This is a genomic window from Streptomyces sp. NPDC002845 (assembly GCF_053591955.1).
In genome coordinates, this window is sequence record NZ_JBSFUU010000040.1 from 49,920 (window position 1) to 64,603 (window position 14,684).

Genomic DNA, 14,684 nt, shown 5'->3' on the forward strand with positions numbered 1-14,684 from the left:
AGGCCTTCCTTCCAAGCGGTGTCAGAGCAGGCCGACCGCGGTGTCGACCGCGGTCTCCACAGTGCCTTCGGCGGGGTAGAGCAGGGACCGGCCGACGACCATGCCCTGCACGGTGGGCAGCCGCAGGGCCTTGCGCCACCTCTCGTACGCGCCTTCCTGGTCCTCGCCGACCTCGCCGCCCAGGAGGACGGCGGGCAGGGTGGAGGTCTCCAGCACCGCGGCCATGTCGTCGGGGTCGCTGGTGACCGGCAGTTTCAGCCAGGTGTAGGCGGATGTGCCGCCAAGGCCGGAGGCGATCGCGATGGACTTGGTGACGGCCTCGGCGCTCAGGTCGTTGCGGACCTTGCCCTCGGTCCGGCGCGATATGAACGGCTCGACGAACAAGGGGAGCCGGCGGGCCGCCATGTCGTCGATCGCGCGGGCCGCGGAGTACAGGGTCCGAAGGGAGCCGGGGTCGTCGTAGTCGATGCGCAGCAGCAGCTTTCCGGCGTCGAAGCGGAGCCGCTCGATGTCCTCGGCGCGGTGGCCGGTGAAGCGGTCGTCCATCTCGAAGGAGGCGCCGGCCAGCCCGCCGCGGTTCAGGGAGCCCATGACCACCTTGTTGTCGAGGACGCCCAGGAGCAGCAGGTCCTCCAGGATGTCGGCGGTGGCGAGCACCCCGTCGACGCCGGGCCGCGACAGCGCGATGCACAGACGCTCCAGCAGATCGGCGCGGTTCGCCATGGCCAGGCGGTGGTCGCCGACGCCGAGCGCGCCGCGGGCGGGGTGGTCGGCGGCCACGATCATCAGTCGGCCGCTCTCACCGACCAGCGGTCTGCGGACCCGGCGGGCGGCCGCTTCGGCGATGGCCTCCGGGTGCCGGGCGCGCACCGTGACGAGGTCGGGGATGCTGATGCTCAAGTCAGGCTCCGTTCAGGGGATGGCGTCGGTCAGCCGCGCGCGAGGAGGTCCGCGACCTCGGACTCGGTGGGCATCGCGGAGGAGCAGGCGAGCCGGGAGGCGACGAGCGCGCCGGCCGCGTTGGCGTACCGGATGGTCTTCTCCAGCTCCCATCCGCCGAGCAGGCCGTGGCACAGGGAGCCGCCGAACGCGTCGCCCGCGCCGAGGCCGTTGACGACCTCCACCGGCACCGGGGGGACCTCGGCGACGGTGCCGTCACGGTGCACGGCGAGGACACCCTTGGGGCCCTGTTTGACGACGGCCAGTTCCACCCCGGCGTCGAGCAACGCCTGGGCACAGGCCTGCGGTTCGCGGACGCCGGTGGCGATCTCGCACTCGTCGAGGTTGCCCACGGCGACCGTGACATGGCGCAGGGCCTCGGCGTAGTACGGGCGGGCGGCGTCGGGATCACGCCAGAACATGGGGCGCCAGTCCAGGTCGAAGACCGTCGTGGCAGACTTGGCGCGCGCTTTCAGGGCGGCCAGGGTGGCCGACCGGCTGGGCTCTTCGCTCAGGCCGGTTCCGGTGATCCAGAAGATGCGGGCCGAGCGGATGGCGAAGAAGTCGAGTTCGTCGGTCTGGATCTCCAGATCCGGCGCCTTCGGTTGACGGTAGAAGTAGAGCGGGAAGTCGTCCGGAGGGAAGATCTCGCAGAAGGTGATCGGAGTGGGGTACGCGTCGACGGGCGTGACGAAGCGGTCGTCGACGCCGAACGCCTTGAGCTCTGCGTGCAGATACGTCCCGAAGGGGTCCCGTCCGGTGCGGGTGATCACCGCGGTGTTACGGCCCAGCCGGGCGGCGGCGACCGCTACGTTGGCCGCGGAACCACCGAGGAACTTGCCGAAGGACTCCACCTGCGGCAGCCCCACCCCCGTCTGCAGAGGGTAGAGATCGACGCCGATGCGTCCCATCGTGATGAGGTCGAAGGGTTCAGCGGACCCAGGCATGCGTGTCGCTCCTGATGCGGGGGATCGGGCTTCAGGTGCCCGGTGTCTCCTAGGTGTAAAGCCCACAGGAACTCCGTGTCAAGCGTTTGTACTGACATTAGGACCTGCTCGTGAAATGATGTCTTAACAAAGTATTGACAGGCGGGGGCAGCAGGAGCTTTGATCCCGTCCCAACGAAACAGCCGCGTCACCGGCATACGCCCGGGCTCCCGTCCGGGTCCCACGGGTCTCGTGCCCGGCACAGTCCCACCCCTTTCCCCCCAGGTCGCACAGTGAGGTGCAAGGAAAGATGGACCGCAGGTTTCACCCCCGTTCCCGCAGATTCGCACCGATCGTCGCCATGGCCGCGGCGTCCGCGCTCTTCATAGCCGGTTGCTCCAGCAGCTCCGGCGGCAAGGACTCCGAGGAGGAGACCGGAGGCACCGCGGCAGCGGGGCAGGCCGACACTCCCCGCATGAAGGTCGCGATGATCACCCACGCGGCCCCCGGCGACACCTTCTGGGACCTCATCCGCAAGGGCGCCGAGGCCGCCGCCGCGAAGGACAACGTCGAGCTGATCTACTCCAGCGCCCCCGAGGCGTCCGACCAGGCCAACCTCGTCCAGAACGCGATCGACCAGAAGGTCGACGGCATCGCCGTCACCCTGGCGAAGCCGGACGCGATGAAGAGCGCGGTCACCAAGGCCATCGACGCCGGCATCCCCGTGGTCGGTTTCAACGGCGGCATCGACGACTGGAGGGACCAGGGCCTGCTCGAGTACTTCGGTCAGGACGAGACCGTCGCCGGCGAGGCCTTCGGCAACAAGCTCAACGACCTCGGCGCCAAGAACGCCGTCTGCGTGATCCAGGAACAGGGTCACGTCGCACTGGAGGCCCGCTGCGCCGGTGTGAAGAAGACCTTCGAGGGCGAGACGCAGAACCTGTACGTCAACGGCACCGACATGCCGTCCGTGCAGTCCACCATCACCGCCAAGCTCCAGCAGGACAGCTCGATCGACTACGTGGTCACGCTCGGCGCCCCGTTCGCACTGACCGCTGTGAAGTCGGCGAGCGACGCGGGCAGCAAGGCCAGTGTCGCGACCTTCGACCTCAACAAGGACCTGGTCGGGGCCATCGAGGACGGCGACATCAAGTTCGCCGTCGACCAGCAGCCCTATCTGCAGGGCTACCTGTCGGTCGACGGGCTCTGGCTCTACAAGAACAACGGCAACTACAGCGGCGGCGGCGAGGCCCCGGTGCTGACCGGCCCGGCCTTCGTCGACGAGTCCAACATCGAGGACATCGCCAAGTTCGCCGCGAAGGGCACCCGGTGATTCCCATGACCCAGCAGGCTGCGCCGGCGGTGACCTCACCGCCGGCCTCCGGCCCCCAGCAGACCGACGGGCGCACGGCGCAGCGCCCCCTGTGGCTGAAGCTGCTCGCCCGGCCCGAGGTCGGTGTCTTCCTCGGCGCCGTCGCGGTGTTCGTCTTCTTCCTCGTCATGGCGCCGCCGGTCCGTCAGGCCGACTCCATGGCCACCATCCTGTACCAGTCCTCGACCATCGGGATCATGGCCCTGCCCGTGGCCCTGCTGATGATCGGCGGCGAGTTCGACCTGTCGTCCGGTGTCGCCGTGATCACCTCGGCGCTCACCGCCAGCATGACCAGCTACCAGCTGACCATGAACGTGTGGGTGGGCGTGATCGTCGCGCTCGCAGTGTCGCTCGGGATCGGCTTCCTCAACGGCTGGATGCTGGTCCGCACCGGGCTGCCGAGCTTCCTGATCACACTCGGCATGTTCCTCATCCTGCAGGGCGTCAACCTCGCCGTGACCAAGCTGGTCACCGGCAACGTCGCGACCGACAACATCAGCGACATGGACAGCTTCGACCAGGCCAAGGCGCTCTTCGCGTCGTCCTTCAACATCGGTGACGTCCAGGTGAAGATCACCATCCTGTGGTGGATCGCCTTCGCCGCCCTGGCGACCTGGGTGCTGCTGCGCACCAAGTACGGCAACTGGATCTTCGCGGTCGGCGGCAACAAGGACAGCGCCCGCGCGGTCGGCGTGCCGGTGGCCTTCACCAAGATCACGCTGTTCATGGCCGTGGGCTTCGGCGCCTGGTTCGTCGGCATGCACCAGCTGTTCGCCTTCAACACCGTGCAGTCCGGCGGAGGCGTCGGCAACGAGCTGATCTACATCGCCGCGGCGGTGATCGGCGGCTGCCTGCTGACCGGCGGCTACGGTTCCGCGATCGGCCCCGTCTTCGGCGCCTTCATGTTCGGCATGGTGCAGCAGGGCATCGTCTACGCCAACTGGAACCCCGACTGGTTCTTCGCCTTCCTCGGTGTGATGCTGCTCGGCGCCACCCTCGTCAATCTGTGGGTCCGCCGCACGGCGACCCGGAGGTGATCTGATCCCATGACAACCAACGGATCCTCGCCCAACGGGGCGACCGTCAAGGACGCCGCGCCCGTCGTCAAGGACAAGCCCATCGTCGAACTGCGCGGCGCGGGCAAGGCGTACGGCAACATCCGTGCCCTGCACGGCGTGGACCTGGCCGTCAGCCCCCACCAGGTGACCTGCGTCCTGGGCGACAACGGCGCCGGCAAGTCCACCCTCATCAAGATCATCGCCGGGTTGCACCAGCACACCGAGGGCGAGTTCCTCGTCGACGGCGAACCGGTGCACTTCTCCACCCCCCGCGAGGCCCTCGACCGCGGCATCGCCACCGTCTACCAGGACCTCGCCACCGTGCCCCTGATGCCGGTCTGGCGCAACTTCTTCCTCGGCTCCGAGATGACCAAGGGCCCCTGGCCCGTCCGCCGCCTCGACATCGAGAGGATGAAGAAGACCGCGGACGAAGAACTGCGCAACATGGGCATCGTCCTGGACGACCTGGAACAGCCCATCGGCACCCTCTCCGGCGGCCAGCGCCAGTCCGTGGCCATCGCCCGCGCCGTCTACTTCGGCGCCCGCGTCCTCATCCTCGACGAGCCCACCGCCGCCCTCGGCGTCAAGCAGTCCGGCGTCGTGCTGAAGTACATCGCCGCCGCCCGCGACCGCGGTCTCGGCGTCATCTTCATCACCCACAACCCCCACCACGCCTACATGGTCGGCGACCACTTCAGCGTGCTGCGCCTGGGCACCATGGAACTGTCCGCAGACCGCAGCGAGGTCAGCCTCGAAGAGCTGACCAACCACATGGCCGGCGGCGCCGAACTCGCCGCGCTCAAGCACGAGCTGGCACAAGTCAGCGGCGTGGACATCGAGGAACTCCCCGAAGAGGAGGACCTCACCGCGCCCGTGGCGGCCCCCTCCGAAGGGAACTGACGACATGGCAACTCCCCTGGACCGCATCCGGGTCGGCTCGGCCCCCGACTCCTGGGGCGTCTGGTTCCCCGACGACCCGCAGCAGGTGCCCTGGGAACGGTTCCTGGACGAGGTCACCGAGTCCGGCTACAAGTGGATCGAGCTCGGCCCTTACGGCTACCTGCCCACCGACCCGGCCCGCCTCACCGACGAGGTGACCGAGCGGGGCCTGAAGGTCTCCGCGGGCACGATCTTCTGCGGCCTGCACCGAGGCCCGTCCGAATGGGACTCCACCTGGGAGCAGGTCAGCAGGGTCGCCGCGCTCACCCAGGCCATGGACGCCAAGCACCTGGTCGTCATCCCGTCCTTCTGGCGCGACGACAAGACCGCCGAGATCATCGAGCCGCCGGAGCTCACCACCGAGCAGTGGGGCCACCTCACTTCGGGCATGGAACGGCTCGGCCGCCGGGTCAAGGAGACATACGGCCTCGACATCGTGGTCCACCCGCACGCGGACACCCACATCGACACCGAGGAACACGTCGAGCACTTCCTCGACTCCACCGACTCCGGCCTGGTCAACCTGTGCCTGGACACCGGGCACTACGCCTACTGCGGCGGCGACAGCGTCAAGCTGATCGAGACGTACGGCGAGCGCATCGGCTATCTGCACCTCAAGCAGGTCGACCCTGAGATCCTCGCGGACGTCGTCAAGAACGGGGTCCCGTTCGGCCCCGCCGTCCAGCGCGGCGTGATGTGCGAACCCCCGGGGGGCGTACCGGAGTTGGAGCCGGTCCTGGCCGCCGCCCAGGGCCTGGGCGTGGACCTGTTCGCCATCGTCGAGCAGGACATGTACCCGTGCGAGCCGGACAAGCCGCTGCCCATCGCCGTACGCACCCGCAACTTCCTCCGCTCCTGCGGCGCCTGAACCACTCGAAGGGACGACCACCCACCATGACTCAGCGCGGAACGCTCGGGATCGCCGTCATCGGCACCGGCCGGATGGGGGCCGACCACGTACGCCGCATCGACGAGGTGATCAGCGGGGCACGTGTGGCCGCCGTCGTGGACATCGACGCGGAGCGGGCCAAGCAGCTCGCGGCGGACATCGACGGCTGCACGGCCTACAACGATCCGGTCGCCGCGATGGCCGCGGACGACGTCGACGCCGTCGTCATCGCCTCACCGGGCCCCGCCCACGAGGCGGCGCTGCTCACGGCCTTCGAGCACGACCTGCCCGTACTGTGCGAGAAGCCGCTCACCCCGGACGCGGCCTCGGCACTGCGTGTCCTGGAGGCCGAGCAGAAGGTGGGCCACCGCCTGGTCCAGGTGGGCTTCATGCGGCGCTACGACGCCGAGTACATGAAGCTCAAGGCGCTGCTGGACAGCGGGCAGCTGGGCCGGCCGCTGATGCTGCACAACCGGCACCGCAACGCGACCCTCCCGGTGCCCGGCTTCACCAGCGAGATGCTCATCAACGACGCCGTCGTGCATGAGATGGACATCACCAGGTGGCTGCTGGACCAGGAGATCACCGCGGTCACCGTGATGAAGCCCAGGCCGTCGTCCAACGCGCCCGAGGGCCTCCAGGACCCGCAGTTCGTCATCTTCGAGACCGATGGCGGCGCGCTCGTCGACGTCGAGATCAACGTCAACTGCGGCTTCGGCTACCAGGTGAAGGCCGAGGCGGTCTGCGAGCGCGGCACCGCCCGCATCGGCGAGGAGCAGTCCCTGGTCACCGACATGGCGGGCCGCTGGGGCGGCACCATCGCCCCGGACTTCGTGGAACGCTTCGCCGACGCCTACGACCGAGAGGTGCAGGCCTGGGTGGACGCCACCCTGCGCGGCGAGGTCACCGGTCCCGGCTGCTGGGACGGGTACGCCGCGGCGGCCGTCGCCGAGGCGGGGGTTCGGGCCCAGGCCGAGGGCCGCCGGATCGAAGTCGAGCTGGTCGAACGGCCCGCCCTGTACCGCTGACAGCCCTCTGTCTCCATCCCCCGGGGTGCCCGCTGCCGACAGGCGTGCGCGTGCGGCCGCGCGCGGCTCGGACTCAGGGACGCACCAGCAGCTGGAACTCGAACGAATAGCGTGAGGCCCGGTAGGTGTGGGTGCCGAACTCGACCGCGCGGCCGGTGTCGTCGAAGGTCGTGCGCTGCATGGTGAGCAGCGGCGCCCCCTCGGGCTCCCCGAGTCGCTCCCCCTCGACGAGGGTCGCGGCGCGCGCCCCGATGGACTGGCGGGCGCTGTGCAGGGTGATGCCGGCGGCCCTCATCAGCCGGTAGAGGCCGGTCGCCTCCAGTCGCTCCGTCTCCAGGTCGAGCAGGCCGGTGGGCAGGAAGTTGCAGAGGTACGCCATCGGCTCGCCGTGCGCCAGGCGCAGCCGCTCGACCCGGTGCACCTCGCTGCCCTCGGTCACCGCGAGCGCGGCCGCGACCTCGGCGGAGGCGGGTACGAAGGTGTTCGTCAGGACGCTGGTGGTGGGGCGCTGGCCCGCCGCCTCCAGGTCGTCGTAGAGGCTGCTGAGCTCCAGCGGGCGTTTGACCTGGCTGTGCACGACCTGGGTGCCGACGCCTCTGCGGCGCACCAGCAGTCCCTTGTCCACGAGGGACTGGATGGCCTGCCGGACGGTCGGCCGGGACAGGCCGAGGCGCCCCGCGAGCTCGATCTCATTGCCCAGCAGGCTGCCCGGGGTCAGCGTGCCGTGCTCGATGGCGGCCTCCAGCTGCTGGGACAACTGGAAGTACAGCGGCACGGGGCTGCTCCGGTCGACGCTGAGCTGGAGCGACACGGTCGGTTCCACATCTGGTTTCGGCACGGGCCGAGCGTAGCTGCGGTGCTTGTTGACGGGAAGTTGAAGTTCGATTGTCCAGACAAACCATTGACATGGTGGTAGGTGCGACCTCAGTTTGTTTCCATGCGCATCGGACTCATCGGAGCAGGTCGTATCGGTACCTTTCACGCGACCACGCTCAGCCGTCACCGTGACGTCGGCTCCCTCATCGTCACGGACGTCGACACCTCGCGGGCCCATGATCTCGCGGACCGTCTGGGCGAGACGGTGGCACCCGGAGTGGACGAGATCTTCACCTGGGGAGTGGACGCCGTGATCATCACGACGGCGACCGCGGCCCACGCCGAACTGATCGGTCGGGCAGCGCGCTCCGGGCTCCCCGTCTTCTGCGAGAAGCCCATCGCGGTGGACCTGCCGGGCACGCTGCACGCGCTCTCGGAGGTCGACGCGGCCGGGACCGTGCTCCAGATGGGCTTCCAGCGGCGCTTCGACGCGGGGTACGTGGCCGCGCGCGAGGTCGTACGCTCCGGCCGGCTCGGGCGGCTGCACACGGTGCGGGCGATGACGGCGGACCAGTCTCCGCCGCCGGCCGCGTATCTGCCGGTGTCCGGCGGGATCTACCGGGACTGTCTGGTGCACGACTTCGACATCGTGCGGTGGGTGACGGGGCGGGAGGTCGCGGAGGTGTACGCCACCGGGGCCGATGCCGGGCCGTCGATGTTCCGTGAGGCGCATGACGTCGATACGGCCGTGGCGGTACTGACGCTGGAGGACGGGACGCTGGTGACGGCGACGGCCGCGCGGTTGAACGGGGCCGGGTACGACGTGCGGATGGAGCTGGCGGGTGAGCTCGACACGGTGGGGGTCGGGCTGGACGACCGGACTCCGATCGCGTCCACGGAGCCGGCCGGGCCGCCGGCGGCGGACAAGCCCTGGACCGGGTTCCTGGAGCGGTTCGGGCCCGCGTACGAGGCGGAGCTCGCTGCCTTCGTCGAGGTCGTCCGTGGGGAGCGGGCCAACCCCTGCGACGGGCGCGAGGCCCTCCAGGCTCTGCGTGTCGCCGAGGCCTGCGAGCTGTCGCGGCGGGAGCGGCGGCCCGTGAACCTGGGCGAGATCGCGGGCGGCCGCGACTGACCCCTTCCGGGGCGCGCCGATTTCCCTTCGGCGGGGGCGAGGACAGGTTCACCACCGCACCGGCAGGCTCCGCACGCCCCGCATCAGCATCCCCGGAAGCCACTCCCCCGCAGGCCCGTCAAGGGCAAGCGCCGGGCACCGCTCCAGCAGCGTACGTATCGCGACCCGCCCCTCCAGCCGAGCCAGCGGAGCGCCGAGGCAGTAGTGGATGCCGTGGCCGAAGGCGAGGTGCCCACGGGGATCGCGGCGGATGTCGAAGCGGTCGGGGGCGGGGTAGCGGCCGGCGTCACGGTCGGCCGCCGTGAGGCCGACCATCACCGAGTCACCCGCCGAAATCTCGACACCTCCGATCGACAGCGGCTCGGCCGCGTACCGGAACGTCGCGTTCTCCACCGGACCCTCGTACCGCAGCATCTCCTCCACGGCACCGTCCATCAGCCCCATGTCGCCGCGCAGCGCGGCGAGTTGGTCGGGGTGAGTGAGGAGCGCACGCATCCCGCCCGCGATGAGGTTGACCGTCGTCTCGTGCCCGGCGATGAGGAGGATGAAGGCCATACCCCGCAGCTCGTCCGCCGACAGCCGGTCGCCGTCCTCGTCCCTCGTACGGATCAGATCACTCAGCAGATCGTCGGCGGGCGCGGAACGCCGCTTTTCCTCGATCAAGTCGCCGAGATACGCGGCAAGTTGCACGAACGCGTCGTACTCGCTCTGCGAACTGCTCGGCGCCACCGCCTCCGTCGACATCTTGCGAAACGCCACCCGGTCCATCTCCGGCACCCCGAGCAGCTCGCAGATGACGGTGAGCGGCAGCGGATACGCGAACGACTCCACGAGATCGGCACGCCCCCGCGGCAGCATCTCGTCGAGGAGCGCATCGGTGATCTCCTGGACCCGTGCCCGCAGCCCTTCCACCCGCCGCGCGGTGAACTCCCTGGCGACCAGCTTCCGCAGCCGCGTGTGCTCCGGCGGATCGGCGAGCAGCAGATACCTCCCGATCAGATCCTCGTCCAGGAACGTGACCCCGATCTTCGAGGCGTCCTTGGCCAGCCGCGGGTCGGCGAGCGCCTCCCGTGCCTCCTCGTACCCGACGACCAGCCAGACCTCGTGGTGCGCGTCCGACCGCGGCGGCCGCACCCTGTGCACCGGTCCGAGCGCGCGCAGCTCGGCGTAGACGGGATGCGGGTCCTCGGTGAACCCCGCCCCGTACTCCCCCAGGTCGATCACACGCGCGTTCGACTTCTCGGTGCCCATCGTCTCTCCCACAGGCTCCCCCATCTGCCCCTCCCCATCAGTTCCCCTTCAGCCGTACAACGTCCGAGTCCCCCACTCCGTGCCCTGCGCCTACAGCCCGTCCCCCTCCAGCAACCCTGCGTCGTACGCCAACAACGCGATCTGCACCCGGTTGTTGAATCCGAGCTTGGCCAGGATGCGGGACACATGGGCCTTGACCGTGGCGACGCTCATGTACAGCTCCGCGGCGATCTCGGCATTCGAGGCGCCCCGGCCGACGGCGACGGCAACCTCGCGTTCACGGTCGTTGAGGGCTGCGACACGGGACCGGGCGGACGTACGGCGGGTGTCGGGGCCGGAGCCGGCGGCGTGGGCCATGAGCTGGCGGGTGACCGTGGGTGAGAGGACCGGGTCGCCGGCCGCGACCCTGCGTACCGCCTCGACGATCTCCGCGGGCGGGGTGTCCTTGAGGACGAATCCGGCGGCACCCGCGCGGAGCGCCCGCAGAACCTGGTCGTCGGCGTGGAAGGTGGTCAGGACGACGACCTGTGGGGCGCCCTCGCGGCCGCGGAGCTTCTCGGTGGCCGCGAGTCCGTCGACGGTCGGCATGCGGATGTCCATGAGGACGACATCGGGGCGGGTGCGTGCGACGAGGTCCTCGACCTCGCCGCCGTCGGCGGCCTCACCGACGATCTCGATGTCGTCGGCGCCACCCATCATGAAGCACAGGCCTGCTCTCACCAGGGGATCGTCGTCGACCAGGAGCAGTCGGATCGCAGTCATGGGTCCACCTAACCAGGTGACCGGCAACGGTCCGGCGCGCTGCCCCCAACCTGACGGACGCACGCCGCATCCGACGGATGGCCGTCCTCGGCCGACAACGCGCCCAAACGGCACGGGCCCGCTGTCCGGCCCGGCGCACCTGCTCCAGCGGGACATGGCCACGTACCGGTCACGGCCCGTGACTTCGCACCGTACGTCCGGAATCCGCCGCATCCCCGGACACCGGGCGGCCCCGCGCTTTACATTGCGCGCAGACCAACTAGGAGGGGTGTGCAGTGCGTTATCGACTCTTGGGCCGGACCGGACTGAGGGTGTCCGAACTGTTCCTCGGCGCCATGACCTTCGGCGAGCAGGGCGGGGTGGGCGCGGCCCGGCCGGAGTGCGCGCGGATCCTCGACGCGTACGCGGAGGCCGGCGGCAACGTCATCGACACCGCCATCAACTACCGCGGCGGGGCCAGCGAGACGATCCTGGGGGAACTGCTCAAGGGGCGGCGCGACCGGTTCGTGCTGTCCACCAAGTACACCGTCTCCCGCGACGATGCCGACCCCAACGCGGCGGGCAACCACCGCAAGAACCTGACCCTCTCGCTGGAGACGAGCCTCGGCCGACTCGGCACCGACTACGTCGACATCTACTGGGTGCACATCTGGGACCGGAACACCCCGATCGAGGAGACCATGCGGGCCCTCGACGACGCCGTACGGTCCGGGAAGGTGCTGTACGTCGGCATCTCGGACGCCCCGGCCTGGCTGGTCTCGCGGGCCAACACCCTCGCGGAGTGGCGGGGCTGGAGCCCGTTCTCCGCGATCCAGGTGCCGTACAGCCTGCTCAACCGGGACATCGAGCGCGAGCTGCTGCCGATGGCGGAGGCGTACGGCATGTCGGTGGCCGCGTGGAGCCCGCTGCAGAACGGCATCCTGTCCGGCAAGTACACCCGCCCCGGCGGCCCCGACCCGGACACCCCGACGCGGCTGTCCACCGACGCGATCGGCGAGCACGAGCGGACGGTCGCCGAGGCGGTGCAGTCGGCGGCCGACGAACTGGGCGTCACCCCGGCCCAGGTGGCCATCGCCTGGACCATGACCCGCTCCCCCGCCGTCCACCCCATCGTGGGCGCCCGCCGGGTCGAGCAGCTCACCGACAACCTGGGCGCGGCCGGCCTGACGCTGCCCGCCGAGCTGGCGGCCAAGCTGGAGGAGGCCACCGGCTTCCGGCCGGGCTTCCCGGCGGAGTTCATCGACGGCACGTCGGCGTGGGTGTACGGGAGCGCGGGGCAACGGGTGGTGCCGCGTACGCCGCGGATGTGAGCGTGGCATGGGGCGCGACCGTGACCCGGGCGGGGGCCGGCCTCGTGGTCGGCCCCACCCGTGTGTTCAGCCCGCCCACGGCAGCCAGGCCCGCACCTGGAACCCCCCGTCCCCCTCACCCCCGTGCTCCAGCCGCCCCCCGGTCAGTGTCGCCCGCTCGGTCAACCCGATGAGCCCCTGCCCGGAACCGGGAACGTGGGGCACATCCCCTTCAGGCGCCGGGTTGCGTACGACCACGGTGAGACCCTCCCCCGGCGCCCCGGAGAGGGTCACCGTCACCTCCGCGCCAGGCGCGTGCTTGCGCGCATTGGTCAGCCCCTCCTGAACGATGCGGTACGCGGTACGCCCGACGGAGGCGGGCACGGCGGCCGACGCGGTGACGCGCTGGTCGAGGACCACCTTCATACCGGCCTCACGCGACTGAGCGACCAACGTGTCGAGCGCCCCCAGCGTCGGCTGGGGCCTCCCCGCGTCGTCGGACTCACCCGCGCGCAGGACCCCGATGATCTCCCGCAGATCCTGCAGTGCCTCGTGCGCGCTCTCACGGATGACGCCCGCCGCCCGGGCGATCTCCGCCTGGGGTGCGCCGGGACGGAACTCCAGCCCCCCGGCGTGCACGCTCAGCAGGGTGAGCCGGTGGGCCAGCACGTCGTGCATCTCGCGCGCGATCGCCTCACGCGCGAGACGCTGCGCCTTCTCGGCCCGCAGCGCCGCCTCGGTCTCGGCCCGCCGGGCCTGGTCGCGCAGGCTCAGCATGAGCTGTCGTTTGGACCGTACGAGCATGCCCCAGCCGATCACCGCGACGGTCAGCAGGAAGCTGAGGAGCAGGGCCGGGAAATAAGACAGATCGGGGTCGGGCCGCAACCAGAGGTAGAGCGGCAGAACGGCGATGCCGATGCCGCCGACCCAGGCGATGCGGCGGAAGGGGCGGTGCACGGCGAGCGTGAACAGCGCCACCAGGCACGCGCCGCCCGCCGTGGTCGAGGCGAAGCTGACCGGGAGCGACGCCACGGCGAGCCCCATCGGCCAGCGACGGCGGAGCCAGATCGCGGCGCACGCGAGAGCGCCGATCCACTGGTCGGCGACGGCCAGGGTGTGTGGGACGTCGGGATCGTTGCTCACGGTGTCCGCGCCGATGAGGCCCACGCCGACGGCCACCACGAAGACGGTGAAGTCGACGATCCAGTCGCGCGCGGTGCGCCGGGGGCGGCCACAGGACCCGGTCCGCTCCGGCCAGCCGGGGTGGAGCCCGACGGCCACGGCCGACGGCAGCAGCCATCGCCCCCGGGGCACGGTCGTTGCGGCCGACGGCGTCGGCGGGGCCGGTGGGGCCTGGGGGACGGAGTTCGGACTGCCACCACTCACAGTCGCCAAATCTACGCACCGGCCGGCCTCGCCACCCCCCCTGCGCCCATGATCAGCGACCAAAGTCGTAGCACGCGCAGACTTTCGGCGTGGCTCCCCTCCCGGGCCCGGGACTTCGGTCGGGCATACCTCGCCCCGCGGCCGATGAGCGTGAGGGGTCCGCGGGGCGAAGATCCTGGATATGAAGCAGGTACTGGAGATTTTCGGGTTCATCGCCCTGGTGCAGGGCGTGACGGGTCTGGTGCACGAGTTCACCGACTGGGACTGGGGGCTCGTGCAACGCTTCGGCGTCTTCGACGGCTACGAGGTCTATGTGAGCGTCGCGCTCCTCGTCCTGTCGTTCGCGCTGTTCGCGGCGGCCGAGTCCCGCAAGACCGACTGACATCAGGGACGGCGCCTCAGCAGCTGTAGTTCACCAGCCGGAACGAGGCGTAGTGGTCGGCGGTGTAGTAGTCCTCCCGGTACTGCTCACCGGTGACGATGCGGCGGGCGCCGCGCGTGGAACTGCCGGGCGTGACGACCGTGTACTCGTGGTAGTAGCCGCTGGTCCGACTGGGCAGGATGCCTTCCCGGTTCTGGAAGACGGTCCCGTCCTGCGGGTAGGGGAAGGGCCCACCGGAGGCGATCAGGTCGAGCGTGTCGTGCGCCTGTGGGGGAAGGACGCTGTAGCAGACGTCGCCGACGGCGGTGACGGATGTGTCCGCGGCGTTGGCGGTGACGGTGCCGCCCACGAGGAGGGCGGACAGGACGGCGGCGGCCGCGCCGATACGAGTGATCCGTGGGGGGAATCTCACGCCCTCAGCATGACGCGCGTAGAGCATGGCATGTCAATGACAAGTGCGATGATTTTCCGGGCACGTCCCGTAAGTTTTCCGGGAGTTAACGGGCAGTGGGGCG

15 protein-coding genes are annotated in these 14,684 nt (G+C 70.0%); 8 read left to right on the plus strand and 7 right to left on the minus strand.

All coding sequences use genetic code 11. From position 1 onward, the window contains the following. Positions 1-21: 21 nt before the first annotated feature. Together ACWD3C_RS27010 and iolC are read right to left on the minus strand one after the other, a co-directional pair. Positions 22-900, minus strand: a complete 879-nt coding sequence (locus tag ACWD3C_RS27010) for a Cgl0159 family (beta/alpha)8-fold protein (RefSeq protein ID WP_451148241.1) — start codon at positions 898-900, stop codon at positions 22-24. A gap of 29 nt (positions 901-929) precedes the next feature. Continuing rightward, a complete protein-coding gene (gene iolC, locus ACWD3C_RS27015) occupies positions 930-1,886 on the minus strand; it encodes a 5-dehydro-2-deoxygluconokinase (protein WP_451148243.1) in 957 nt (318 codons plus the stop codon). A 289-nt stretch (positions 1,887-2,175) separates the two neighbouring features. Here iolC and ACWD3C_RS27020 point away from each other — a divergent pair, with 289 nt between their 5' ends. The 5 genes from ACWD3C_RS27020 to ACWD3C_RS27040 are packed head-to-tail and all read left to right on the plus strand — an operon-like array spanning position 2,176 to position 7,151. Beyond that, positions 2,176-3,198 (plus strand): sugar ABC transporter substrate-binding protein, encoded by a 1,023-nt coding sequence (locus ACWD3C_RS27020; protein ID WP_451148245.1) that lies wholly within the window; start codon positions 2,176-2,178, stop codon positions 3,196-3,198. Beyond that, positions 3,198-4,274 carry an ABC transporter permease gene (locus ACWD3C_RS27025; RefSeq protein WP_451148305.1) on the plus strand — a complete coding sequence of 359 codons (1,077 nt, stop codon included), beginning with the start codon at positions 3,198-3,200 and terminating at the stop codon, positions 4,272-4,274. The genes ACWD3C_RS27020 and ACWD3C_RS27025 overlap by 1 nt, the downstream gene beginning before the upstream one ends. Before the next feature lie 9 nt (positions 4,275-4,283). After that, entirely contained in the window at positions 4,284-5,195 is a 912-nt protein-coding gene (locus tag ACWD3C_RS27030; protein ID WP_451148247.1) for an ATP-binding cassette domain-containing protein, read from the plus strand. A 4-nt stretch (positions 5,196-5,199) separates the two neighbouring features. Then, positions 5,200-6,102: a sugar phosphate isomerase/epimerase family protein gene (locus ACWD3C_RS27035; protein ID WP_451148249.1), complete on the plus strand. Its 903-nt coding sequence runs from the start codon at positions 5,200-5,202 to the stop codon at positions 6,100-6,102. Between the two features lie 26 nt (positions 6,103-6,128). Then, a complete protein-coding gene (locus ACWD3C_RS27040; protein ID WP_451148251.1) occupies positions 6,129-7,151 on the plus strand; it encodes a Gfo/Idh/MocA family protein in 1,023 nt (340 codons plus the stop codon). Between the two features lie 73 nt (positions 7,152-7,224). Here ACWD3C_RS27040 and ACWD3C_RS27045 read toward each other — a convergent pair whose 3' ends face one another. Next, a complete protein-coding gene (locus ACWD3C_RS27045) occupies positions 7,225-7,962 on the minus strand; it encodes a GntR family transcriptional regulator (RefSeq protein WP_451148307.1) in 738 nt (245 codons plus the stop codon). A gap of 126 nt (positions 7,963-8,088) precedes the next feature. Here ACWD3C_RS27045 and ACWD3C_RS27050 point away from each other — a divergent pair, with 126 nt between their 5' ends. Continuing rightward, entirely contained in the window at positions 8,089-9,099 is a 1,011-nt protein-coding gene (locus ACWD3C_RS27050; protein ID WP_451148253.1) for a Gfo/Idh/MocA family protein, read from the plus strand. Positions 9,100-9,147: 48 nt separating this feature from the next. On the opposite strand, the gene ACWD3C_RS27055 is transcribed toward ACWD3C_RS27050, so the two are convergent. Together ACWD3C_RS27055 and ACWD3C_RS27060 are read right to left on the minus strand one after the other, a co-directional pair. Next, positions 9,148-10,374, minus strand: a complete 1,227-nt coding sequence (locus tag ACWD3C_RS27055) for a cytochrome P450 family protein (RefSeq protein WP_451148255.1) — start codon at positions 10,372-10,374, stop codon at positions 9,148-9,150. Positions 10,375-10,440: 66 nt separating this feature from the next. Next, positions 10,441-11,112 (minus strand): response regulator, encoded by a 672-nt coding sequence (locus tag ACWD3C_RS27060; RefSeq protein WP_451148257.1) that lies wholly within the window; start codon positions 11,110-11,112, stop codon positions 10,441-10,443. Between the two features lie 275 nt (positions 11,113-11,387). On the opposite strand from ACWD3C_RS27060, the gene ACWD3C_RS27065 reads away from it, so the two are divergent. Continuing rightward, complete coding sequence (locus ACWD3C_RS27065) at positions 11,388-12,422, plus strand: aldo/keto reductase (protein ID WP_451148259.1); 1,035 nt, start codon at positions 11,388-11,390, stop codon at positions 12,420-12,422. A gap of 66 nt (positions 12,423-12,488) precedes the next feature. Here ACWD3C_RS27065 and ACWD3C_RS27070 read toward each other — a convergent pair whose 3' ends face one another. Beyond that, positions 12,489-13,715, minus strand: a complete 1,227-nt coding sequence (locus tag ACWD3C_RS27070) for a sensor histidine kinase (protein WP_451148261.1) — start codon at positions 13,713-13,715, stop codon at positions 12,489-12,491. Positions 13,716-13,968: 253 nt separating this feature from the next. On the opposite strand from ACWD3C_RS27070, the gene ACWD3C_RS27075 reads away from it, so the two are divergent. After that, positions 13,969-14,169, plus strand: coding sequence for a hypothetical protein (locus ACWD3C_RS27075; protein ID WP_451148263.1), 201 nt, complete (start codon positions 13,969-13,971; stop codon positions 14,167-14,169). 16 nt (positions 14,170-14,185) lie between these two features. Here ACWD3C_RS27075 and ACWD3C_RS27080 read toward each other — a convergent pair whose 3' ends face one another. Continuing rightward, positions 14,186-14,581: a ribonuclease domain-containing protein gene (locus tag ACWD3C_RS27080; RefSeq protein ID WP_451148265.1), complete on the minus strand. Its 396-nt coding sequence runs from the start codon at positions 14,579-14,581 to the stop codon at positions 14,186-14,188. Positions 14,582-14,684 lie beyond the last annotated feature (103 nt).